The sequence below is a fragment of the Methanoculleus formosensis genome (assembly GCF_025384765.1).
In the GTDB taxonomy this organism is placed as follows: domain Archaea; phylum Halobacteriota; class Methanomicrobia; order Methanomicrobiales; family Methanoculleaceae; genus Methanoculleus; species Methanoculleus formosensis.
In genome coordinates this window covers 21,702-43,067 of sequence record NZ_VHLL01000002.1, presented here as the reverse complement: position 1 = coordinate 43,067, position 21,366 = coordinate 21,702, and the positions used below count along the sequence as shown (strand labels likewise).

The window sequence follows — 21,366 nt, the reverse complement described above, 5'->3', positions numbered from 1 at the left end:
GGACGATAGAACGGTTATTCCGTTTCCTCTTCCGGGATATCGAGTTCCGTGAGAATGGCCTGCACTCCCTGTTCCAGAATAGGGACCTCGCTCTGGATGATGTTCCAGACGATCCTCCAGTCGACCTCGAAGTAAGCATGGATGAGCTTGTCCCGGGAACCGGCAATCAACCGCCAGGGGATCTCCGGGTGTTGTTCTTTCAGGGGCCCAGAGATGTTCTTGGTCGCCTCTCCGATGATCTCGATTGAGCGGACGACAGCACGCTGCCGTATCGGATCCGCAAGCAGTCCGTTATATGTCAGTCCTTTACCGATCTCGCGGAGAAATGCGATCTCGTCGTGGATATGCCGGAGGTAGAGGGTGTCACGCTTCACACCAGACGACCTCCTGTTCGACATACGGCCGAAGGTGCCGGCTGAGCCCCTGTTCGGTGACGAGGTCCACACGGCGGCAAAAGAGGTCCTCGAGGTAGAACGCGAGTTCCATGAAGTTCCGGAACGTCGCCTGCCCCGGTGCGAACTCGACCAGCACATCGACATCGCTCTCCGGCCGGTCTTCGCCCCGGGCGGTCGATCCGAAGATGCCGATCTTCTCTACGCCGAACCGTTCACGGAGCAGCGGGAGCACTCCTTCGAGCCGGGCGACGAAGACGCTCTTCTCCCCCTGGTGCATCGGGTCTGTCATGCGGGTTCTGTTCTCCTCCCGATCGTACCTGGGGGCGAGGAGATGATGAAGATTGCCCCGGGGGTCTTCGACGTCGCCGGCATACCGGGGGATGACGTGGAGGTGCATCACCGTCTGGCCGATGAGGAGGGTTTTCGCGTCGCGGACGAGGGCGAGGAGGGCGATCTCTTCCGCGTCGGTCGCATCGAAGAAGTCGGGGATGTGGCGGAAGGGGATGAGGAGGAGGTGGCCGGGGCTCGCGGTGCATTATCATTTCAGCCCCTTGACCCGTCGCATTCCACTGGAACGCCGGACCCTGCGGACAAGCCGCTCCTGCCGGAACATCGCATCCTCCTCGCGAGGTTAAAAAAGATGATCGGAATCACGCAGCATCACGCATATATCACGCATCATAAGTCCCGGTTCCCCAGGTCTATTCATGTCCTGCTCAAGTGAGGAGGCTATCCCTTGTATCTGGATCAAATGTCAGACCGTGCCGGCGGCCGTGCAGAAGACGGGGAAGAGGCTTAAAGAGGAACTGACTCATCTTTTATGTAAACAGGGTGACCGGGAGGAGAGGTGATGTCTGTGGATCTCAGTGCTCAACTGCGGGAGATGATGGATCTTCCGGCCGAAACCGAGTGGATCGAGTTCAAGGAGGCAAAGACCAACTTTGATTTCGATGACCTGGGGAGATACTTCTCGGCACTGAGCAATGAGGCCAACCTGTATGGGAAACCGGCAGGGTGGCTGCTCTTCGGCATCACTGATAGATCGCCCCGGAAGATTGTCGGCTCAAATTATCGCCTCACTTCTCCCGGCCTCGACCGGCTCAAAGAGCAGATCGCCCAGCATACGAATCACCAGATGACGTTTGCCGATGTCCATGAACTCACGGTCGATGGGAAGCGGGTGGTGATGTTTGAGATCCCCCCAGCTTCCCGCGGCATTCCCGCCACGTGGAAGGGTGTTGCATATGGCCGGATCCATGAGTCTCTCGGGCCTCTTGCCCTCCACGAGATCGAAGAGATACGCCGGCAGGCCCCTCTGGACGACTGGTCGGCGAAGGTTTGTGAGGAAGCCACTCTTGCGGATCTCGATCCTGAGGCGATCGCCTTTGCGCGGGAAAAATACAAAGAGAAATACCAGGAGAAACACCGGGATCGTGCAGAAGAAGTCGACGAGTGGGATGACCTTACTTTCCTTACGAAGGCGAAAGTATGTAGTCAGGGTCGGATTACGAATACTGCGGTCATCCTCCTTGGAAAGAATGAGGCAGCGTCCCTTCTCTCACCTGCAATTGCACATATCACCTGGGTTCTCAGGGACAAGGATGAGATCGAGGTCGACTATGCCCACTTCGGCCTACCGCTGATCCTCGCCGTCGACAGGGTTTTTAGCAAGGTCCGAAACCTCACCGTCCGTTATATTTCAGGAGAGACGCTGTTCCCCCTTGAGGTGACGCAGTATGACCCCTGGGTGATCCGTGAAGCGTTGCACAACTGTATTGCCCACCAGGACTATCGGCAGGCTGCCCGCATTACGGTGACCGAGAGGCCGGGCTCCCTGATGTTTACCAATCGCGGCGAGTTCATTCCCGGAACAGTCATGAGCGTGATTGAACGGGATATGCCGTCCGATCAGTATCGAAATCCTTTCCTTGCCGGCGCCATGGTCGAGTTGAACATGATCGATACCATCGGCAGCGGGATCAAGCGGATGTTTAGAATACAGCGGGACCGCAACTTCCCGATGCCGGACTATGATCTCGACGAGGAAAGTGTGGTGCGGGTCACGATCCCCGGCCGGCTGATCGACGAGCGGTATACCCGGATGCTGATCGAGCGCAAGGATCTTACTTTGATGGATGTAATCGCTCTCGATAAGGTACAGAAGGGCCGGCCGGTAACCAGAGAGGAGCGAGACGCTCTGCGCGAGAAGAAACTCATCGAGGGGCGATCTCCGAATCTGTATGTGTCGGCGAGTGTCGCCGCCGAGACGGATACGCGGGCAGACTATATCCGGAAGCGGTCATTTGACAAGGCATACTTCAAGGATATGGTAATGGCGTACCTGCAAACGTATCATGAAGCACGGTGGCCGGAGATCGAAGGTCTGTTGCTGGACAAGGTTTCCGACGCTCTGAACGAGGATCAAAGACGCCATTTCATCAAGGATCTGCTCCAGGAGATGCGGATAGAGGGGACGATCACGACTGTCGGGAGGACAAGGGGTGCGAAGTGGGTACTGGCCTCTCGTACGTCGAATGATGCCTGATTGATGGAAGTATTAGCGGAGATTGGCGGAATGATCTCAAATGCTGTACTTTGAATCAAAAAATAGGCCTTAATTCATTGAGATTTTCAAACCTGGATTGGGGAAAGATTGGCGAAGATTGGGGAATGGTTGGAGATAGGGATGCCACGATACCAGAGGGCCGGACCACCCTCGACGACTGAGGCGCTTCTCCTCGACCGTTCTGCCGTCTTCCCCGTCACCGGGTAGCATGCAGAGACTGCGGAGATGAACCTGCAACTTGCGATGCCACGGCGGTTTGTGCTGCGAAGCCCGGTGGATGCCGCTGCCCCTGGTTCACGCCCGAACGGAAGTGAGGGCCTGTCCCCACCTGAATCAAAGTAGTGCGGCCTCCCGCCCGCTGAGTCCTCTCTGCCTTTTTGATGCGTTGCGTTCTCCCCTGGCATCCCATTCAGCCCTCTCAGTACACCCTCTTCTCCGGGATCGCCCCCCGCACCCCGCCCCGGGGGTCGTCCACGTCGCCGGCATACCGGGGGATGAAGTGGACGTGGAGGTGCATCGCCGTCTGGCCGGCGGCTGCTCGCACGTTCACGCCGATGTTGTAGCCGTCGGGATGAAATTGTTCGTCGAGGAGGGTTTTTGCCTCCCGGACGAGGACGAGGAGGGCGGCCTGCTCCGCGTCGGTCGCGTCGAAGAGGGTGGAGATGTGGCGGTAGGGGCGTTCCGATCCGAACTTCGTCCGTGCCAATAAGGTATCTGATCTCCGGTTTATCCTTCCTTCTCGATCTCAAGAACACGCCTGTAGAGAGCATCATGGATCCGGAAGTTCCCCTGCTCCGCAACCGGTCCATCTCCTCCGCAACCGATGCGACCAGCCCTTCACGCTTTGCCTGGATTAAGAGGCCGATGATACCGGTGACCGGAAGGTCGTAGAGCCCTGCTACGCGGCGGGCCTCGGCCTCGTCAAGGAGGAGCACGTCGGGCCTGACCTCGATGGCAAGGACGATGCTCTCTGCTTCGCCGGGGTGGAGTTCCTGTTTTAGCAGGCGCACCAGAGCCCTGTTGGAGGGCTCAACCACGCGCAGCCATCCTGACTCACGGGCTTCCCGGATCTCGGTTGTACCCGGACGATCGCCGCCCTGTTCCACGACCTCCTACCAGACCGCAGGAGGAATATGGATACATGAAAAGCGCCTGAGCAGGTTGATGCGGCCGATCAGTGAAAGATGGATCAGGGGTGAGGAGTTGCTAACTGCGAGTAGCATAGGCGATGTCCCGGTCGAGGTCCTCGTCGGCGTAATGCCGGGGGATCTTCCGTGCCCCGAGCAGTTCCTCCCACTCCCACCGGGTCATCTCCGCCAGCGCCGCCGCCTTCCCGGAGGAGAGGATGCCCCGCTGGTAGAGCGCCACGGCAAGCTCCCGCTGCAACTCGGCGGCAACGGCGTCGGGAGGGAGCCGGAGCGCCTGTACGATATCCCGTGGGACGGTGATGGTAATATCGGTCATAGCCGCTGCACCTGATGAATAAGGGATGGGAGGGAGAACCGATAAATTTGGTGGTGAGCGAGGGGCGGAGAGATCCTTCCCGGTCGATGGCGTATTGTCGGATGTATCCAATCTTGTGATAGTGAAGAGAACCACAACATCGATATTGACCCTATTATGATTGATCCTTATGGATCGCGAGAGGTATTTTCATTACCCGATAAAATGTCCTCATTGCGGTGAATGCAATATCGGTGGGGGACTTTTCTGTGGTGGATGCGGAGACCTTATCCACATACCACGAATTTTGATGTACCTTGAAAAATTCATCGAATTTAACTTTCGGGGGTGAAGGGGGCGGAGCGGGAAGTCCCCGGTCGAGAGGACCGGGGATGAAAGCGGCGTCCCCTTCCCAATTCACTTTCACCCCGCATGGATAACGCCTATCTCGTCCTCCAACGTATTTGCAGCGTCGATGTTCCTCTCCTACAAGTACCGGGCGTATCCCGGCGCAACCACCGAGACACGGCTGAACAGTGCGCTCGATACCTGTAGGTGGCTCTACAACACACTTCTCGAAGAATGTACTACCGCGCGGGAGCACGGGATCACTCCGACGATGCGAGGAACACAGGCGCGGATCGTCACGCTGAAAGAGGAGAATCCATTTCTGAAGGGCGTGTACTCCAAAGTGCTCCAGATGGTCAACTATACACTCTGGAGTAACATCGCTGCTCCCTCCCAGACACAGAAGAGAGGACGGAAGATTGGCAAACTCCGGTTCAAGAGCGCATTCCGATACCGGACGCTCAACTATAACCAGTCCGGGTTCAAGATCGACCGGGAACATAGTTCGATTACGTTCTCGAAGATCGGAGCGATTCCGTTCACAATGCACCGCCCGTACGCTGGCACGGTGAAGGGCGTCCTGATCACCCGTCGCGGGGATCGATGGTATGTGATCGTTCAGGTAGAGCAAGAGGTCTCCGAACCGAAGCGTGAAGGACGATCGGTCGGGATCGATCTCGGTCTGAATTCGTTTGCAGTCGATAGCGATGGTGCGGTGATCGAGAATCCCCGGTTCTATGAGCACTCACGTGACCGGATCAAGACGTTACACCAGAGTATTGCCCGGAAACAACGGTTCTCGAAAAACTGGAAGAAGGCAAAAGGGAAACTGGAGAAGGCGTATGAACATATCACGAGCCAGAAGAACGATTTCCTGCACAAACTTTCGCGTCGGTACGTTGACACCTATGCAACGATCTGCGTCGAAGACCTGGATATCAAAGGTCTGAAGGAGAACGGCAACTCTCCGGGACTACACAGGAGTATTCACGATGCTTCATGGGGACGATTCTATGCTTATCTCGCGTACAAGGCTGAAAGTGCTGGTACGAACCTTGTCAAAGTCGATCCCCGGAATACGTCACAGATGTGCTCGAACTGCGGAAGCATTGTGAAAAAAATGCTCTCTGAGAGAGTTCATGAATGCCCATATTGTGGGTTTGTTGCGGATCGAGATTACAATGCTGCGGTGAATATTCACCGCTCGGGGATGGAACAGCCCTTTGAGCCTGTGGAGATGATACCGCTACATCACATCGCTGTGATGCAAGTGTTGTCTATGAAGCAGGAAGCCACGCCCTTCAGGGCGGGGTAGTTCACGGCTCCACAAACTGTTCATAAAACCGAAAACATCGAGAGCATCTTTGCCTGCGAGTTCGAACGACAACCCTTTGGTTATCGCTATACGGCCATGCACCGTGTGGGAACCGGCGATCTCGCTATCAGGTTTTGTGGATGCTCAACTTGCAAGCGCTTGCAAGGCGAGATTGCGGACTACTTTGCTGCATTTGAGGCAGCATACAACTCCGTGCAGCCTCATAAAAAACTCGCCAAGGAATAGGCCCTAGAGGTGTGGGATCAGAAGAGTGCAGCTGGTCTCGGTCCAGCATATCGATTTCGGGATATTGCCCATAAATTTTACTCCCGCAGATACCTTCCCCCGACCGGCACAAACCGCTCCGGCTTCTTCACCGTATCGTACTTCCGGATACCCTCAAGTTCCAGTGCCATCCAGGGCCGCTTTCGGGGCACCTCCTTCCTGACCCGGACCCCCTGCCAGCGCTCCTGGTTATCGACGTAGGCTTTGGCCTCCTCTATCGTCAGGAAGACCGCATCCCCGAAGGTCTCGAAGAACGCGAGGGGGTCGTCGTCGATGACGATCCGCTTGATCGTCGCCTCCCCGACGTAGCCGGTATCCTCGTGGGACTGGTAGAAGACGAGTTTCATGCCGCTCCGGAGTTCTTTGAAGACGGTGGCGGGCTTGATGAAGACGGTCTTTTTGTCCTTGAAGAACCGGGGCATGAGATGTTTTGGGACGGGGAAGGTGACGCCGGTGATCTCGGACATCGGTTACGCCTCCACTCCTGCCCGCCTGAGGATGAGCCGGTAGTCCTCCTCCGGGATCTCGCGCATGGCTATCCTGAGGTGGCCGCTCCACATCGTTTTGTTCGTGATGAATGTGAGGTCTGGAATCAGCGGCTTGAACTCAAGGGGTTCGGCAAAGACTGCGACCGGCCGGACCTTCATGCGGTAGGGGAAGACCTCGTCGCCCATATGCGGCGGGGTGACGAAGAGGCGGGAGTGGTCTATGTAGGGCTCGGAGACGATCTCGTAGGCGCTGGTTATCGCTGAGGGGAGGATCGTGTCGTCCTCTTTCTCCTGCCGGACGTATACGAGTATGGTGTCGCCGGGCTTCACCCGCTGCATGAGGGTTTTGTTTCGTTTGGGTACTCCCCAGATGTGCTTCGCATCGAGGATCTTGGCGTTGTCCCGGTTGGAGGAGGCGATCCAGTGGGCCATAGTAGGAGATTCAGGCACCCATATGAAAAGCCTTTTGAAGCCGGTGGATAATTGTATTTGTAAAGAGGAAATCTCTAACAGAGATCCTATTTTAATGATTGAGGACTTTTTGGAGGGTATGGCCACGGTAAAACTCGCTCTGGTGGGAAACGGCTGCGCATGAGCAGGGACTTCTTTGATCTGGCGTCGTTGCAGGAGGGCTTTGACGTCGAGTTGAAGACTGCACGGGGGAAGAGCGGCAAGGGAGAACTCCCCGGCTCATTCTGGGAGACGTATTCTGCGATGGCGAATACGGAAGGTGGTTATATTATCCTCGGCGCGGAAGAAACACGGAACGGCGTTCTCTTCCATGACCTGCCCGATCGCCAGAAGATCATACAGGACATCTGGAATTCCCTGAATAACCCAAATAAGGTGAGTGTCAACCTCCTCCAGAACCGGGACATTACACCAGTCCATGTTGAGGAGAAGACAGTGGTACTTGTTCGGATACCTCAAGCTTCTCGGAAACAGCGGCCGGTATACATCGGGCAGAACCCCTTGATGGGAACATACCGGCGCAATAACGAGGGGGACTACCGGTGTCCGCCTGACCTTGTGAAGCAGATGCTTGGTGAGCAGGCGAACGACACCCGCGATGCTGTTATCCTGGAATACTATGGTCTTGACGATCTTGATAGAGAGTCGTTTCGGATCTACCGGCAGCAGTTCTCCAATCGCAAGCCGGATCACCCGTTCAACGAGTGCAACGACCCGGAGTTCCTCCGGCAGATTGGTGGATGGGCACGGGATCGACAGACCGGAAAGGAGGCGCTCACGCTCGCAGGGCTGCTGATGTTCGGGAAGTTCCGATCGATCCTCGATGCTGTTCCCACCTACATCGTGGACTATCAGGAGCGGGAGACGCCCGAAACCCGCTGGGTCGATCGGGTCACACTTGATGGGTCGTGGTCGGGGAATCTGTATGATTTTTACCGCATTGTCATGAAGCGACTCTCAAGCGACCTGAAGGTGCCTTTTCAGCTGAAAGGCGACGAGAGAGTCGAAGAGACCCCGGTTCATGAGGCCCTGCGTGAGGCGCTTGTAAATACTCTGATTCATGCTGATTATTCGGGTAGTTGCTCAATTCTTGTTGTGAAACGCCCTGATCTGTTCGGGTTCCGGAACCCCGGCCTGATGAGGGTACCGAAGGCCGAAGCGATCAGGGGGGGCGTGAGCGATTGCCGGAACCGGAACCTCCAGAAGATGTTTCAGTTGATCGGCCTTGGTGAGCAGGCGGGGTCGGGATTCCTGAAGATCTACCGGAACTGGCAGCTCCAGCACTGGCGCGAGCCGGTGCTTGAGGAACGGCACGAGAGTAACCAGACGGTCTTCATCCTCAAGATGATCAGTCTTGTGCCGGAGAAGGCTGTCGATGACCTGAAGGCCGAACTCGGCGAATCGTTCAGTAAACTTGGTGAGATCGAGCGGTTGGCTCTCCTGACCGCCCACTGTGAGGGGTGCGTGAACCACGGGCGGTTGAAGGAGGTGACGAAAGCACACCCTCACGACATCACCGTTGCTCTCCACGGTCTGGTCGAAAAAGGACTGCTGATAAGCGAAGGTTCAGGCAGAAACACCTTCTACTACCGGCCAGGCCGCCACCCGATGGGAGATGAAATGTTCGGAGCCGGGGGGATTTGTTCGAAGTCGAACTCCGAACATTTGATCGAGAGCTCCGAACATTTGGTCACAAGCTCCGAACATTTGCCGAGGAACTCCGAACATTTGGATACATTGCATGAGATTGCGGAACCGGTCAGATCTCTGCGGAAAGCACCCAGAGGAGTCGTTGAAGCAACGATTCTCCAGCTCTGCAAGGAGGATTTCCTGACCCTCGATGAGCTGGCGGATCTGCTGAACCGCAGGAAGGACTCGCTCCGGAACCACTACATCAATCCTATGCTGGAAGACGGCAGAATAGAGGCAAAATACAAGAATATCCGCAATCATCCCCGCCAGGGATACCGGACGGTGGCCCTGACGGAGAACGTGGAGTGACGGTGGTCTGCCGCCGGCACCACGATCGTCTATGGCACACTGGACGATAACTCTCGCACGAGAGGGAGCCGCGATCGTCGTCCGGGGCGAGGGCGACGATCCCCCACGCTCCCGGCAGGATCCTACGAGGTTCGCGGCAACCCCGGCGGGGTATACCGGGCGATGCTGGATCGAGTCGCGCCCGGCCCGTGGTCGTTTCGGGCCGGCTGGATGAAAGGGTGAGCTCGACCTCTACCGGATCGCCGACTGCGCCCATACGGAGGCGCTGCTGCACCCCGGCTGGTCGGTGGAGACCGTTCTTCCTCCGCTACCGGTGGTGAAGAGGGTCCCAGGGTGGAACACCGGGCCGATGTCCATCTTTTCCGCGAGTACTGGTACCAGGCGGAGTTGAAATAGTGCCACCGCCTGTGGCACAAACGACGGGGAGTCGTCTGCGCCGGAAAGCGGCGGCGTTCCATTCTCGGGAACGAGAAGGCACCGGCACTCCAGGCATGAACGGAACCCCGCTGCCGAGATCAGGAACCAGTTCAGTGCGGTCATCGGCGATTGCAGGGTGCTTCCTGACGTCCAATCGCCACGGCGATCGACGGCATGGTGCCTCTACCCCGGGTCTACGCGAGGACTATGCAGCGGTCTTGATCGTTGCCTTCAGCCCGGACGCGAACGCCTCCATCGAGTCCAGGTCTTTGAACCCGGCGAGGATCACCTTCCCCGACGTGAAGATGAGAGCAGTCCCTGCGTCGCCCCGGTAGACTTGGCCGTCCGGCGTACATCGGTCGGGGCATCCTCAATACACCCTCTTCTCCGGGACCGCCCCCCTGACCCCGCCCCGGGGGTCGTCCACGTCCCCGGTGTAACGGGGGATGACGTGGACGTGGAGGTGCATCACCGTCTGGCCGGCGGCGGTGCCGACGTTCACCCCGACGTTGTAGCCGCCGGGGTGGAAGTGTTCGTCGAGGAGGGCTTTCGCCCCCCGGACGAGGGCGAGGAGGGCGGCCTGCTCCTCGTCGGTCGCGTCGAAGAGGCTCGCGACGTGGCGGAAGGGGATGAGGAGGAGGTGGCCGGGGCTCGCGGGGTACTTATCGTAACGAGCGTAGCAGAGGTCGTTTGCGAGGACGATCTCCTCTTCCGGGGGGTTGCAGAACGGGCAGGTCAGGGGGTCCATGCCGCGTACCCCCGGACGTGGATGAGGTAGGCGCACTTTTCGGCGAGGTGGTCGAAGGCCCGGTCCTGCCAGTCGCTCTTCGGTGCCTCCAGGCCAAGGAGCGAGACCGTGATCTCCCGCTCGAAGGGGCGGGGGGCGTGGTCGTGGAGGAGGTCCCAGTAGCCGATGATGCAGTCTCGCCGGGATTCGAGGAGCGAAGGGTCGGGGATGCGGTCGCGTTTTCTAGTGTTGATGAAGTCAAGAGCGGGGAGCAGGTTCCAGAGGTCGTTGTTCTTCCAGACCGAGAACGGGAGGACATGGTCGATATGCATCGCTTCCGGCGAGGAGATGGCCCTCCCTGACCAGACACAGGTGAGCGTCCCCTCTTCCTCGAAGATTGAGCGGTAGATTGTCCTTGCATCCGCGATCGCCCGCTCGGTCGTCGGGGTCTTCGTGAGCAGCGAGAGCATGCCCTCCTCGGTGACGGTCCCGGTCTTGTCCGCGGCCGCGGAGAACTCGGCCCACTTCTTCAAGAGGCACTCCTCCCCGGAGATGAAGCCCCCGAAGTGCTCGAATACCGTGCAGAGGTCGCGGGAGAGGGAGAACCGGCCGGAGTTCTCGATCAGGGAGGCCCGGTCGACCGGGCTGTCGCCGGAGAGCCGGTAGAGCGGCCGGTTGTAGTCAAAGACCGAATAGTGCTCCTTTGACTGCGAGTAGCCGAGGTGCTTCATCGGCATCTCCGTGATGGTCTTCCGGACCGCTTTCACGAGCGCCCGGAACGCGGGCCGGATCTCCGCCGGCATGGTGCCGTGGGCGTAGTCGCTGTAGAAGACCGAGATCCCGCCCCGGTCCCGGTAGTAGTCGATGACCGGCACGAAGTGCTTCCGGAACGAGACGACCTTGCCGGTGTCCTGGTCCGGTGTCTCCCCGTTCTTCTGCGGGATGAACGCCGGGGCTGCAAAGATCGGGTAGTAGTAGAGCAGCCACTTCTCGACGAGCAGGCCGAGGGGGAACGAGACCGCATCACCGTCCTCCTCCCGCAGGTGCGAGGCCTGCTGGCAGATCTCGATGACTCCCCGGAGGAGGGCGTACTTGTAGGTCGCGTCGGCGCTGTCGCGTTCGATGATGGTGTTGATCCGGCGGTACTGGGCGAGGTCCATTGTTATTGCAGGAGAGATCGGGGGGCGGGGAGATATGGGTGTTGGTTTTGGTTGGGGGGTGGTTCTGCCGGCAGCGTCCCGTTACCCTGGATGAGATGAGCCCTGCTCACCGGCTTACCAGCGCGGGCAGCTCCCCGCCGTGCGCCTTTCGGTACTGCCCTTTCAAAGCCTCCTCGGCAGCTCCAGGGTTCTCGTCGACGATCATCCATCCATACTGCAACTCCCACCCGGAAGAGAGAAGCGCCCATACCGGATATTTGGCGGTATGGCGGGTAGCAAGTTCCAAGTATCGGCCGTGGAGGGTGTTCTTGCTCCCGGCGTATGTTCCTGCCGACCCGATATAGATCGTCGGGCAGTCGCCGACCTTTGAGAGCCGGTTTAGCCGGCTGCGAAGAAACCGGCCTGCCACGTCCCAGCCAATTGACTCGGCAAGACCGACAGCCTTCTCGCGGACCTCGTCTGCCGGAGTTCCGCGTTGGTGAATCCGGATGACGTAGACCCCTTTTCGCCTCGGCGGTTCTGCGTCCTGAAATCGTGTGAACTCAAACGCATCGAAGAGGTCGTTGCAGCAGTTGCCTGCCGGTGGAGATCCTTTCCCCATAGGCCGTCACCGGTAGTAGGTCTTATAGCAGTCATTGCAGACCGGCCGGGTCTTTGTCGTCGTATGCTTGTTCCCGCACTTGTGGCATACCTTCTCCTTGTAGTCCGGGTTGTTGAAGCGGGCCCAGGAAGCGAAGCACTTCGGGCAGTACGGCTTCTCCGGGTTGTAATCGATCGTCTCACCGCACCGGATGCAGTATGCTACCTCTCCCCGCACCGAATCCAGCGCTTTCTCAAGCAATCCTTTCTTCGGAGGGACTTTCAATTTCGGGGATATGGTTCTGGTGGGCTTTCTCGGCTCATAGGTCCGTTGATTCGCGGTGGCCGTTGTAGCCGTCCGGCCACTGTTCTCCGGGCTGCTTGCCTGCAGGATCCTGTCGACCTCTTCGGAGGTCTGAGCGTAGAGGTCGGGATCGGTCTCCCGGGAGAACCGGACGCCCATCTCCCAGTTGTTGCTTTGTGAATGTTTGTAGAGGTTCATCGAGGTGATGACGCCGAACTGTTCGTTCATGTAACATTTGGCGTGAAGGTCGTCGCACTTGTAGATTCGGGCACTCTGCAGCTGTTTGAGAAACGCCAGATCCTCCGGGTTCGGGGTTGTATCGCTCCGGTAGACAATGTCGATTGGGACCTTTTTGCTGTCAATGCTCTGAAGATACTTCAGGTTGTGCGGGGTCAGGCTGATGTAAGGAGTGATGATCGAGATCTGCTCCTCAGCGCTCTTGATGATCTCGACGAATGCTGCACCAACCCCCGGTGCGTCGAGGAAATCTGCCATTAGATTGCTCCTAATAGAATACTATTCGGTGAGGAGTCGAAAAAGATTCTTATATGTCTCGGTTGCTCCGGATCATTGGTACTGAACTAATGTGAGGTATCAGGAGACTGAATCGGGCGAAACAGCAAATCGGTCGCGGAAATCCTGGTGATCTCCGATCAGGGAGGCGGAATGAATTCATTTATATCAACCCCTGATAAATAGTCCCTTATGCCTCCCCCGTCCCAAAGCGCTTTCCGCCCCTTTCGCTTTGTGCATACCGCTGATCTCCACCTTGGAAGCCGGGTCATGAGCCTCCCTCGGGCAGATCAGAAAACTTCTGCTGATCTGGCCGATGCAACCTACGGTGCCTGGAGGGAGATAATAGACCTCTGTATAAGAGAAGCAGTCGACTTCCTGCTGGTCGCAGGTGACGTCTACGACAGCGCAGACAAGAACATCCGGGCACAACTCCAGTTCAAAGAAGGACTTAAACGACTCGGCGAGAATGGCATCGCCGCATACATCGTCCGTGGCAATCACGACCCGGATGATGCATGGTCACGATCGATCGCGATGCCGGAGAATGCCTTCATCTTCTCATCTAAAGAACCGGAGGTCACCATCCATCGCGACCAGGAAGGGCGACCTCTTGCGGCAATCGCAGGGATGAGTTTTGCGACAGCCTATATCCGCGATAATCTTGCGGAGCAGTTCCCTCAACGTGAGGAGGAATGGCCCTACACGATAGGCCTTCTCCACTGTAGCGTTGGAGGAGCCCGGGGCCATGAACCGTATGCTCCGTGCAGTATCCAGGACCTCAGGCAATGTGGTTATGACTACTGGGCGTTGGGCCATATCCATCAGCCCACAGTCCTTGATTCTGGAGATCCACACATTGTCTATGCCGGCAACCCGCAGGGACGTGATATGGGAGAGACCGGCGAGCGTGGGTGTCGTCTCGTGACGGTCGGTGCTGATGGTGCCGTCGAGGTTGAAGATGTCAGGACCTGCGGGCATCTCTGGAAAGAGATCGAGATTGATGTCAGCGGTTCTGAAGACCTCGGAATCCTTGAGGAAGAGATCCGAAGGAATCTTGCTATGGTTTCCGAAGAAGAGGGAGTTTCTGTCGTCGGCCGGCTTATCCTCGCCGGTGCGACGACACTTCATCGTGAACTCGTAGCGAAAGGGGGGATCGCTGCACTCGAAGATAGACTCATTGAAGATCCACCGGCCGGCCGATACCCATTCTATCCTGAACGGATCGTATGCCGGACGGTCCCTGTCATCGACCGTGATGCGGCCCTTGCCCGCGACGACATCCTCGGAGAGATCTGCAGACAGAGCGATCTGGCGATATCCAGCGAGAACGGGCGAAGCCGCCTGAGAGAAGAGATATCCTCTCTCTATCAGTCATATGCCCAGGCATACACGAACGATCCGGATGACGAGGAGTTCGATGCTATCATCCGTGAAGCCGAGGCCCTGCTTCTCTCCCAACTCTCTGAAGGAGGGGAAGAATGAAGATCAGATCGCTCTATATCGATGGTTTTGGGAAATTCCACGACTGGAAGCCGTCCACCGCGTTCGGCGAAGGCCTGACAGCGATCGTCGGTCCGAATGAGGCAGGGAAGACAACTTTACTTGCCTTCATCCGCCGGATGCTCTATGGATTTCCGGACGGGAGGAGGAGTCTGAACCATTACCCTCCTCTCAACGGCGGAAAGATCGGTGGCAGGCTGGAGGTCCTGGGAGAGGACGGCCGGGAGTACATCCTCTCCCGTAACGGGGTTCGGGGCAACCCCTCTCTCACCTATGCCGACGGCACCACTGCGAGGGGGCTAAAACCCCTGTCCCTGCTGGGTCCATGCGACCAGGTATTCTATGAGAACGTCTGTGCGATCGGGCTCAATGAGTTGCAGGAGATCTCGACACTCAGGAGAGATGAAATCAGAGATCGGCTGGCTGCTGCAGGTGCCGGGAATCTCCCTATCCGGGAGGTTGCAACCTCGCTTCAGAAATCTGCAGATGAGATTTATGTGGTGAGGGGGAAGAAGAAAAAGATCAATGACCTGATCTCAGACCTGAAAGACGTCGAGGGGAAGATCCGCGATGTGAAGAAGAGGCAGGGGGAATACGATGAGATCAACGGGGCAATCGCCCGGGAGAGCGAGTCTGTTGGATTGGTGGAGGAGAGGCAGAAGGCTGTCGACGAAGAGATCGCCTACCTCAAAGCGCTTGGGCAGGCATGGGAGGTGTATGTCAAGCGGGAAGAAGCACGTGACGCTCTTCAGAAAATTCCCAATATCAAGCCATTTCCAGCCGATGCACTTGAGAAACTCAGCCGGATAGAGGCTGAGGTCCAGAGGCTTGAAGAGGAGTATGGAGATCTGACTGAAAAGCACAGCCATACAGAAGAGGAGTTTGAACGCTGCGTGGTCAGGGAAGAGGTCCTTGGTCAGGCTGACGCCATACACGCACTCGAACGGAAGATTGAGCAGTATCGGACCCGGGTGAACGATCTCAAGACCGCTCAACTGGAGGGTGAACAGCAGCGGGCGAATCTTGCCTCGATGCTGAAGGCTCTTGGGGGAGACTGGGATGAGGAGCGTATCACCAGGTTCGACATCTCGGTTCCCGCCAAGGATGATGCTAAACAGCTCCGCGATCGCCTCGCAAAGACTGCAAACGATTGTGCCGTGCAACAGTCCCGGCTCGAGGTGGCGGAGACGGAGGCAGGAGAGAGGAAGGGGAGTCTCAGGGACTTGCAGAGACGTCGGGATGATATCGGGGATGTCGCAGACCCGGGCACTGCCCGAGAACGACTCGGTCTCTCCCGTGAAATGTTTAGTGAGATTCAGCATGTGCAGGAACTTGAGACGCGGCTTTTCTCAGTCCGGCAGGAAGAGGCGAGAACCGCGGAGATCAAAGCATCAATCTACTCTGTCCGGGCGGTTCCCTCATGGCCGGGTATCCTGGTCGCGCTCTCGGCCCTCCTCATCTTTGTGTGGGGTTCTCTTACCGGGACACTCGAGATTGCCGGGATCATCGCCTTTATCCTGCTCGTTGCTGCAGCCGGTATCTTCCTTGCCGGGAGAAAGGCGGGTGAAGAGAGTAATATAGTGGATGCCGCTCATCATGAAGGAGAGGGAGAGACGCTCGCTCTCCAGCGAAGAGAGATTGAGCACGAGCGTTCCAGGAGGGAAGAGAAGATACGGTCCTGCGCGGCATCGCTTGGGTGTGATTCCCTCCCCACGCGGACGGCCGTCGAGGCTCTCGTCCACGCACACGAAGATGCTGTCAGGGAGGCAGATAGGGCATCCGACCTCGATAAGGAGATTGATCGTGCACAGGACCTCTCTGGCAGCGCAGATGCATCGCTGAATAAGGCACAGGAGATGATGGATGCTGCCCTCTCTGAACGTGAAGATGCTCAGGCTGCATGGAGACGATGGTGTCGGGAACGGGATCTTCCTGAAACGATGAATCCTGACCTCATCTCAGATCTCATCGCCGATATCAGGCAGGCTGCCGGCCTGTATGTACAGGTTGGAGCGACGAGAAAGAGGCAAGAAGAACTATCTGAGGAGGTTCGATCTTTTGAAGAGGAGATCGCCGCCGTCGCCAATGCCTGCAACGAATCTCTGAGCGGTTCTCCTGATGTTGTACTGGAGGGGCTCATCCGGCTGCTTCGTGATGAGGAAGAGGCAAAGAGAAACTACAATACGCTCACCAATCGGCTGAATGAGGAGAGGGAGGCACTTCAAAGGACTTCTGCTCAGTATGACGCAGTAAAAGCGCGTATCGATGCCATGCTGAGGGAGCGTGGTGTAGAGACGCCGGAGGAGTACCGTGAGTTCGAGCGTCTGTCACGTGAGAGGCAGAGGCTTAGGGGGAGCATCCAGGATGCTGAATCTGCGATCAGGAGGATCAGCGGGGAAGAGCGCTACCATGACTTCATCACGGCGCTACAGGAGTACGATCCCGTCCTGATGCAGGTCCGTCTTCAGGAGAGGGAGAACGAACTTCGGGAGATCCGTGGTACAATCAAGGATGTCCACCAGAGAATTGGGACGCTTAAAGAGCGGCTATCGGGGATCGAGGGTGACAATGAACTCACCTACCTCCTCTCTCGTGAGGCTGCACTGAAGGAAGAGATCAGTCAGGTCTCCCGGCAGTGGGCAGTCTATACCGCGGCATCCAGTCTTCTTGGGATGGCGGTGGAGACCTTCGAACGGGAACGTCAGCCCGAGATCCTTCGGGAGGCCCAATCGTTCTTCACGGAGATCACCGGTGGGAGGTATACCCGGGTGGTCAAGCCGTTTGACGGGTCTGAGCCCTATGTCGAGGAGGTGACAGGCGCCCATAAGAAGATTGACGAACTCTCCCGGGGGACTGCCGAACAACTTTACCTTGCACTGCGGTTTGGGTATATCTGCGACTATGCAACCTCGTCTCTTCCGGTGCCAGTCATCTTTGATGATATACTTGTCAATTTCGATCCGGATCGCCGGAAAAATGCCTGTCAGGCGATTGCGAACCTCGCAGAGACATGCCAGGTCCTCTATTTCACCTGCCACCCGCAGACGGTTGATGATCTGGTTGAAGCGACGCCTGATGCAGTGGTGATGGATATTTCCGGGGTGTGAGCAGGCCTGATTGGGATGTCGTCAGAAGACATCCTGGTCAATCCATCCATTCTTTTGTAGTTCACACCAGGACGCCCGGGGATACCGGAAAGCAGCCAATATTATCGATCAGTCTCTCCCGGGGCCAGCCGAAGACGAGTCTCATGCCGCTCCGGAGGTCTTTGAAGACGGTTTTGCCGTCATTGAAGAACCGGGACATGAGACGTTTGGGCACAGGGAAGGTGACGCCGGTGATAGTGTTCATATTCGAGCGGGAAACGAGACCTGATCGCCGTCTTCCTCCCGCAGGTGCGAGGACTGCTGGCAGATCTCGATGACACCCCGGAGGAGGACATACTTGTAGGTCGCGTCGGCGCTGTCGCGCTCGATGATGGTGTTGATCCGGCGGTACTGGGCGAGGTCCATTGTTGTTGCAGGAGAGATCGGGGGCCGGGGAGATATGGGTGTTGGTTTTGGTTGAGGATGTTGAGTGGAAGTCGCTTGGTGATTCACCTGGGGAAAGATTGGGTAGTATCGGTGATTGGTTATGTCTGATGAATTGGGTGGGGGGAAGAGAGAGAATCTGGTAGTGAATGGAGGCTGAGGCGAGCCCTCTTAATATCTCAGCAAACGCCGGTTATATGGATGGATGGCAGGAGAAGCAAGATCGAGCACTCAGATGTGAAGCCTAAACCGATATCTGCTACACATAGAACAACGAAAAAGCAAACAAAAACCGGAGGTGTTATAGAATGTCCGGGCAACAGGTTATCATTGTGTTCCGAACAGGCCGTCCGTTTTCGTGAATATATCCTCGCTCTTCCATAACTTGCGACTTGCTCAGATCCGCGTGGGCGAGGTGGACATTCTGGAACTGAAGGCAATCGGGATCGATCCAAGACTGAAGAACAATCGGGAGGGAAGGAGCATGCAAGCACGGAACAGAAACCTGGACGAATGGTACGGCAAGATAAAGCACAGCCAGATTAAGTTACCGCGGTTTCAACGCTTCGAGGCATGGGACCGGCAGCGCATCTGCAGCCTGGTGGAGACGGTCATTCATAACCTTCCCCTGGGTATTACGCTCGTTCTGCAGGTCGGTGACAACGAGAAGTTCATCTCCCGGTACCTCATGACCGCTCCCAGAACGGATAGTCGCGTCTACGAGCACCTGCTTGACGGCCAGCAGCGCCTTACGGCACTCTGGCGGGTTTTTCACAACAACTACGAGAATGAGACCTATTTCATCTATCTCAAGGAGCTCGACCAGTATGAAGGGGATGCGGAACGCGAGAATCTCACCGTGTTCTGTCGAAGTCGTTACTACCGGGAGAATGGTGAACGCTATCCACTCTGGTGCGATGACCCGGCGCAGTGTCTTGAGCGTGGCATGATCCCTACCAACCTCATGCGACCGGAAGACATCCAGAACGAGATCGATGAGTGGATTGAGACGGCAACAAAGCCACTGGAGCCTGCTGGAGAAAAAGAGGAACTGCTCAGGTTCTTTGAGTATAAGAAACGGGTCAGCGACCGGATCAAGGACCTTCGTTCGATCATAGCCAACTATAACCTCCCCTACCTCTCTCTCCCCTCCCATACCGACAAGACCGTTGCCCTGAACGTCTTCATCAACATGAATACCAACAGCAAGCCGCTTTCACAATATGACATCATCGTCGCGGAAGTGGAGAGTGTTATGGAGCAGTCCCTTCACGATCTCGAGACGGAACTCGATGCAAAATATCCGGAAATCGCCCGGTATTCGCCGCTCTCAGACCAGATCCTTACCACCTCTGCTCTTCTTCAGGGGCACCTCCCGAACCAGCGGGGGGCATGGGAGATGGACAAGGCGCTGATGGTCGAGAACTGGGAGACGATGGCGTACAGTCTGCATCGCATGGCTGCATTCCTGAAAGGTGAAGGCATCTACGACAGAGAGCGCCTGCCGACGAATGCCGTGCTCGCCGTCATTGCCGCCCTGTATGCATATATCCCTGAATCCGGCGACAAGCGGGGGCAGGATGAGCTCCTGCTGAAGAGATATCTCTGGTACGCTTTCTTCACCGACCGCTATGAAAACGCAGCCGCCACCCGTGCATTTGTTGATTTCAACAGACTGAAACAGATCATCACCGGCGAGCGCAAACCTGACGGCTCTCTTTATAGCATTGAGGACGTCCCCATCTTCGCTGATCACGCCTTTGTGGAAGCAGAAGAACTCATGACCGCCGAATGGCCGAAAAGGGCGACCATCCGTGGCCGCGGCGTACTGGCCGTCGCCTGCCGGCTGGGAGCCCTCGACTTCGCAACCGGAGAACACCTTGATGCAGGCACCGTAGAAAAGCGGCACTATCACCATATCTATCCCGATGCGTTGCTGAAAGAGGCTGAGATTCCCAGTTTCCTCGCTCTGAACTGCGCACTCATCGCGGATACGACAAATATGAGCATCGGCCGGAAAGACCCTCTTCAATATCTCAAGGACCGGTATGCCTGGACATCAGAGACTATCGTCTGTGAACGGCTGCAATCGCATCTTATCCCCATTCGGGAGCTCGCCAACGGGGGCTACGAGGATCTTGAGGAGTCCGAGAAGAACGAGAAGTTGAAGGCTGATTTTGAAGCGTTCCTCCGCACCCGTGGAGAGTTGATTCTCCGCGCCGCAAAATACCTTGCTGAGGGTAGGCAGCTTGCCGCTGGTGAGATCTACGCTGAATAACCTGATGGCGCCCGGGAAAAACGTTGCGGGGCGGGTTCAGCACGGGTGCCGGCCGGAAGTCTGTGCCCCGGAGATTCCCGGCTGAGCACCTCCGTTTTTCTTTGGTTAGTTCGCCTCGTAACTCTGCAGGATCAGGGGTTTCGCTTTCTCCAGGTCTGCATCGGAGCGGATCAGTATCTCCAGGTCCCCGGTGCCGTAATGACCGATCTCTCTTACGTCCCGGGTGAATCCCGGCTCGATTTCAACTGTATCAGGATCGACCTTCACCCAGACGACAATCTCTCTTTTCTGGACGCCTATGGTCATACAGGCAAAGTTCTTGATCCGCTTGAAGGCCACATAGAACTTGAGCACCTTTGTCTGGACGTCGTCCCCGAGCGCCTCGATGTAAGCCTTCAACGCCTCGACGCGGTCCCGAAGGACTACATCAGACCGTTCAAGGTTTTCAGAGAATGACGGTGCAGTGCGGGCCGGTCTCAGCCCGGTGCCCTCACTGGATTTTGTGGTGGTACTCAGGGCAGTAGCGGCGTTCTGTGCAGCGGTCGCGTTCACGAGTTCTAACAGCAGGAGGTTGTCTTCGAATTGCCGGTAACGGATGAGTTCGACGTTGCGGTTGATCTGCTGGACTGCATGGACATCGTACTTCGTAAAGTCACCGGCGATGCAGAGGAGCCGCGGGTTGCTCCAGTCTAACTTCTCGTCGTAGGCTTTGCCCAGCTTTTTGAGAACCATCAACTCGAACTCGCCTTTATGATCGAGGAGCCAGTCCAGGTAGTAGAGACCCTGGTTGATGACGTTTTCATTGATGGCTCGTTTGTATTCGATGATGACCGGAAAACCGTTCTCATCGATCCCCAGGCTATCGATGCGGCCGCCGTGCGTCTTCCCCGTCGAGTATTCGCTCTCAAGGAACGTGATCCCGAGCAGTTGCTCCAGGTTCTTCTCGATGTAGACCTGGAGGGATTTTTCGAGTGCGACCGAAGACCCCTTAAGTTCGCAGGCTTCCGGCCCGTCTATGCGAAAGATGCGGATGTCGCCCATGG

21 protein-coding genes are annotated in these 21,366 nt (G+C 57.0%); 7 read left to right on the top strand and 14 right to left on the bottom strand.

Annotation, left to right across the window (positions count from 1 at the left end):
- Positions 1–14: 14 nt before the first annotated feature.
- Together FKB36_RS03680 and FKB36_RS03675 are read right to left on the bottom strand one after the other, a co-directional pair.
- Positions 15–374, bottom strand: a complete 360-nt coding sequence (locus tag FKB36_RS03680) for a HepT-like ribonuclease domain-containing protein (protein WP_261596688.1) — start codon at positions 372–374, stop codon at positions 15–17.
- A complete protein-coding gene (locus FKB36_RS03675) occupies positions 364–684 on the bottom strand; it encodes a nucleotidyltransferase family protein (protein WP_261596687.1) in 321 nt (106 codons plus the stop codon). The genes FKB36_RS03680 and FKB36_RS03675 overlap by 11 nt, the downstream gene beginning before the upstream one ends.
- A 42-nt stretch (positions 685–726) precedes the next feature.
- On the opposite strand from FKB36_RS03675, the gene FKB36_RS03670 reads away from it, so the two are divergent.
- Entirely contained in the window at positions 727–1,119 is a 393-nt protein-coding gene (locus FKB36_RS03670; protein ID WP_261596686.1) for a hypothetical protein, read from the top strand.
- Positions 1,120–1,245: 126 nt separating this feature from the next.
- Complete coding sequence (locus FKB36_RS03665; protein ID WP_261596685.1) at positions 1,246–2,940, top strand: RNA-binding domain-containing protein; 1,695 nt, start codon at positions 1,246–1,248, stop codon at positions 2,938–2,940.
- A gap of 439 nt (positions 2,941–3,379) precedes the next feature.
- Here FKB36_RS03665 and FKB36_RS03660 read toward each other — a convergent pair whose 3' ends face one another.
- Both FKB36_RS03660 and FKB36_RS03655 read right to left on the bottom strand, forming a co-directional pair.
- Positions 3,380–3,667, bottom strand: coding sequence for an HIT family protein (locus tag FKB36_RS03660; protein WP_261596684.1), 288 nt, complete (start codon positions 3,665–3,667; stop codon positions 3,380–3,382).
- A gap of 500 nt (positions 3,668–4,167) precedes the next feature.
- Complete coding sequence (locus tag FKB36_RS03655; protein WP_261596683.1) at positions 4,168–4,425, bottom strand: UPF0175 family protein; 258 nt, start codon at positions 4,423–4,425, stop codon at positions 4,168–4,170.
- Between the two features lie 454 nt (positions 4,426–4,879).
- On the opposite strand from FKB36_RS03655, the gene FKB36_RS03650 reads away from it, so the two are divergent.
- Entirely contained in the window at positions 4,880–6,067 is a 1,188-nt protein-coding gene (locus FKB36_RS03650; protein WP_261596682.1) for an RNA-guided endonuclease InsQ/TnpB family protein, read from the top strand.
- A gap of 323 nt (positions 6,068–6,390) precedes the next feature.
- Here the strand turns inward: FKB36_RS03650 and FKB36_RS03645 are convergent, their stop codons facing one another.
- Together FKB36_RS03645 and FKB36_RS03640 are read right to left on the bottom strand one after the other, a co-directional pair.
- A complete protein-coding gene (locus FKB36_RS03645) occupies positions 6,391–6,819 on the bottom strand; it encodes a DUF365 domain-containing protein (RefSeq protein ID WP_261596681.1) in 429 nt (142 codons plus the stop codon).
- A gap of 3 nt (positions 6,820–6,822) precedes the next feature.
- Positions 6,823–7,272, bottom strand: coding sequence for an EVE domain-containing protein (locus tag FKB36_RS03640; RefSeq protein WP_261596680.1), 450 nt, complete (start codon positions 7,270–7,272; stop codon positions 6,823–6,825).
- A 159-nt stretch (positions 7,273–7,431) separates the two neighbouring features.
- On the opposite strand from FKB36_RS03640, the gene FKB36_RS03635 reads away from it, so the two are divergent.
- Entirely contained in the window at positions 7,432–9,312 is a 1,881-nt protein-coding gene (locus tag FKB36_RS03635) for an RNA-binding domain-containing protein (protein WP_261596678.1), read from the top strand.
- 231 nt (positions 9,313–9,543) lie between these two features.
- Here the strand turns inward: FKB36_RS03635 and FKB36_RS03630 are convergent, their stop codons facing one another.
- From FKB36_RS03630 to FKB36_RS03610, 5 genes are all read right to left on the bottom strand, one after another.
- Positions 9,544–9,852 (bottom strand): hypothetical protein, encoded by a 309-nt coding sequence (locus FKB36_RS03630; protein WP_261596677.1) that lies wholly within the window; start codon positions 9,850–9,852, stop codon positions 9,544–9,546.
- A 247-nt stretch (positions 9,853–10,099) separates the two neighbouring features.
- Positions 10,100–10,477 (bottom strand): HIT family protein, encoded by a 378-nt coding sequence (locus FKB36_RS03625; RefSeq protein ID WP_261596676.1) that lies wholly within the window; start codon positions 10,475–10,477, stop codon positions 10,100–10,102.
- Entirely contained in the window at positions 10,465–11,616 is a 1,152-nt protein-coding gene (locus FKB36_RS03620) for an HNH endonuclease domain-containing protein (RefSeq protein WP_261596675.1), read from the bottom strand. The genes FKB36_RS03625 and FKB36_RS03620 overlap by 13 nt, the downstream gene beginning before the upstream one ends.
- Before the next feature lie 106 nt (positions 11,617–11,722).
- Complete coding sequence (locus FKB36_RS03615) at positions 11,723–12,217, bottom strand: hypothetical protein (protein WP_261596674.1); 495 nt, start codon at positions 12,215–12,217, stop codon at positions 11,723–11,725.
- 6 nt (positions 12,218–12,223) lie between these two features.
- Positions 12,224–12,994: a phospholipase D family protein gene (locus tag FKB36_RS03610; RefSeq protein WP_261596673.1), complete on the bottom strand. Its 771-nt coding sequence runs from the start codon at positions 12,992–12,994 to the stop codon at positions 12,224–12,226.
- A 210-nt stretch (positions 12,995–13,204) separates the two neighbouring features.
- Between FKB36_RS03610 and FKB36_RS03605 the strand changes: the two genes are divergently transcribed.
- Positions 13,205–14,497: a metallophosphoesterase family protein gene (locus tag FKB36_RS03605; protein WP_261596672.1), complete on the top strand. Its 1,293-nt coding sequence runs from the start codon at positions 13,205–13,207 to the stop codon at positions 14,495–14,497.
- The gene (locus FKB36_RS03600) at positions 14,494–17,622 is read left to right on the top strand and encodes an ATP-binding protein (RefSeq protein ID WP_261596671.1); all 3,129 of its coding nucleotides are present in this window, start codon (positions 14,494–14,496) and stop codon (positions 17,620–17,622) included. Before FKB36_RS03605 ends, FKB36_RS03600 begins: the two co-directional genes overlap by 4 nt.
- Positions 17,623–17,683: 61 nt before the next feature.
- On the opposite strand, the gene FKB36_RS03595 is transcribed toward FKB36_RS03600, so the two are convergent.
- Both FKB36_RS03595 and FKB36_RS03590 read right to left on the bottom strand, forming a co-directional pair.
- Complete coding sequence (locus FKB36_RS03595) at positions 17,684–17,866, bottom strand: hypothetical protein (RefSeq protein ID WP_214166657.1); 183 nt, start codon at positions 17,864–17,866, stop codon at positions 17,684–17,686.
- On the bottom strand, positions 17,863–18,027 hold the full coding sequence (locus FKB36_RS03590) for a hypothetical protein (RefSeq protein ID WP_214166643.1): 165 nt from the start codon (positions 18,025–18,027) through the stop codon (positions 17,863–17,865). Before FKB36_RS03590 ends, FKB36_RS03595 begins: the two co-directional genes overlap by 4 nt.
- Positions 18,028–18,451: 424 nt before the next feature.
- Between FKB36_RS03590 and FKB36_RS03585 the strand changes: the two genes are divergently transcribed.
- The gene (locus FKB36_RS03585; protein ID WP_261596670.1) at positions 18,452–20,323 is read left to right on the top strand and encodes a DUF262 domain-containing protein; all 1,872 of its coding nucleotides are present in this window, start codon (positions 18,452–18,454) and stop codon (positions 20,321–20,323) included.
- A 105-nt stretch (positions 20,324–20,428) separates the two neighbouring features.
- Here FKB36_RS03585 and FKB36_RS03580 read toward each other — a convergent pair whose 3' ends face one another.
- Positions 20,429–21,364, bottom strand: coding sequence for a DUF5655 domain-containing protein (locus FKB36_RS03580; protein ID WP_261596669.1), 936 nt, complete (start codon positions 21,362–21,364; stop codon positions 20,429–20,431).
- Positions 21,365–21,366 lie beyond the last annotated feature (2 nt).

What these genes read in the sequence shown, in the direction of transcription:
- FKB36_RS03675 (WP_261596687.1), bottom strand. Translation starts at nt 684, where the DNA reads ATGACAGACCCGATGCACCAGGGGGAGAAGAGCGTCTTCGTCGCCCGG.
- FKB36_RS03670 (WP_261596686.1), top strand. Translation starts at nt 727, where the DNA reads ATGATGAAGATTGCCCCGGGGGTCTTCGACGTCGCCGGCATACCGGGG.
- FKB36_RS03665 (WP_261596685.1), top strand. Translation starts at nt 1,246, where the DNA reads ATGTCTGTGGATCTCAGTGCTCAACTGCGGGAGATGATGGATCTTCCG.
- FKB36_RS03655 (WP_261596683.1), bottom strand. Translation starts at nt 4,425, where the DNA reads ATGACCGATATTACCATCACCGTCCCACGGGATATCGTACAGGCGCTC.
- FKB36_RS03650 (WP_261596682.1), top strand. Translation starts at nt 4,880, where the DNA reads ATGTTCCTCTCCTACAAGTACCGGGCGTATCCCGGCGCAACCACCGAG.
- FKB36_RS03645 (WP_261596681.1), bottom strand. Translation starts at nt 6,819, where the DNA reads ATGTCCGAGATCACCGGCGTCACCTTCCCCGTCCCAAAACATCTCATG.
- FKB36_RS03640 (WP_261596680.1), bottom strand. Translation starts at nt 7,272, where the DNA reads ATGGCCCACTGGATCGCCTCCTCCAACCGGGACAACGCCAAGATCCTC.
- FKB36_RS03635 (WP_261596678.1), top strand. Translation starts at nt 7,432, where the DNA reads ATGAGCAGGGACTTCTTTGATCTGGCGTCGTTGCAGGAGGGCTTTGAC.
- FKB36_RS03630 (WP_261596677.1), bottom strand. Translation starts at nt 9,852, where the DNA reads ATGACCGCACTGAACTGGTTCCTGATCTCGGCAGCGGGGTTCCGTTCA.
- FKB36_RS03625 (WP_261596676.1), bottom strand. Translation starts at nt 10,477, where the DNA reads ATGGACCCCCTGACCTGCCCGTTCTGCAACCCCCCGGAAGAGGAGATC.
- FKB36_RS03620 (WP_261596675.1), bottom strand. Translation starts at nt 11,616, where the DNA reads ATGGACCTCGCCCAGTACCGCCGGATCAACACCATCATCGAACGCGAC.
- FKB36_RS03615 (WP_261596674.1), bottom strand. Translation starts at nt 12,217, where the DNA reads ATGGGGAAAGGATCTCCACCGGCAGGCAACTGCTGCAACGACCTCTTC.
- FKB36_RS03610 (WP_261596673.1), bottom strand. Translation starts at nt 12,994, where the DNA reads ATGGCAGATTTCCTCGACGCACCGGGGGTTGGTGCAGCATTCGTCGAG.
- FKB36_RS03605 (WP_261596672.1), top strand. Translation starts at nt 13,205, where the DNA reads ATGCCTCCCCCGTCCCAAAGCGCTTTCCGCCCCTTTCGCTTTGTGCAT.
- FKB36_RS03600 (WP_261596671.1), top strand. Translation starts at nt 14,494, where the DNA reads ATGAAGATCAGATCGCTCTATATCGATGGTTTTGGGAAATTCCACGAC.
- FKB36_RS03595 (WP_214166657.1), bottom strand. Translation starts at nt 17,866, where the DNA reads ATGAACACTATCACCGGCGTCACCTTCCCTGTGCCCAAACGTCTCATG.
- FKB36_RS03590 (WP_214166643.1), bottom strand. Translation starts at nt 18,027, where the DNA reads ATGGACCTCGCCCAGTACCGCCGGATCAACACCATCATCGAGCGCGAC.
- FKB36_RS03580 (WP_261596669.1), bottom strand. Translation starts at nt 21,364, where the DNA reads ATGGGCGACATCCGCATCTTTCGCATAGACGGGCCGGAAGCCTGCGAA.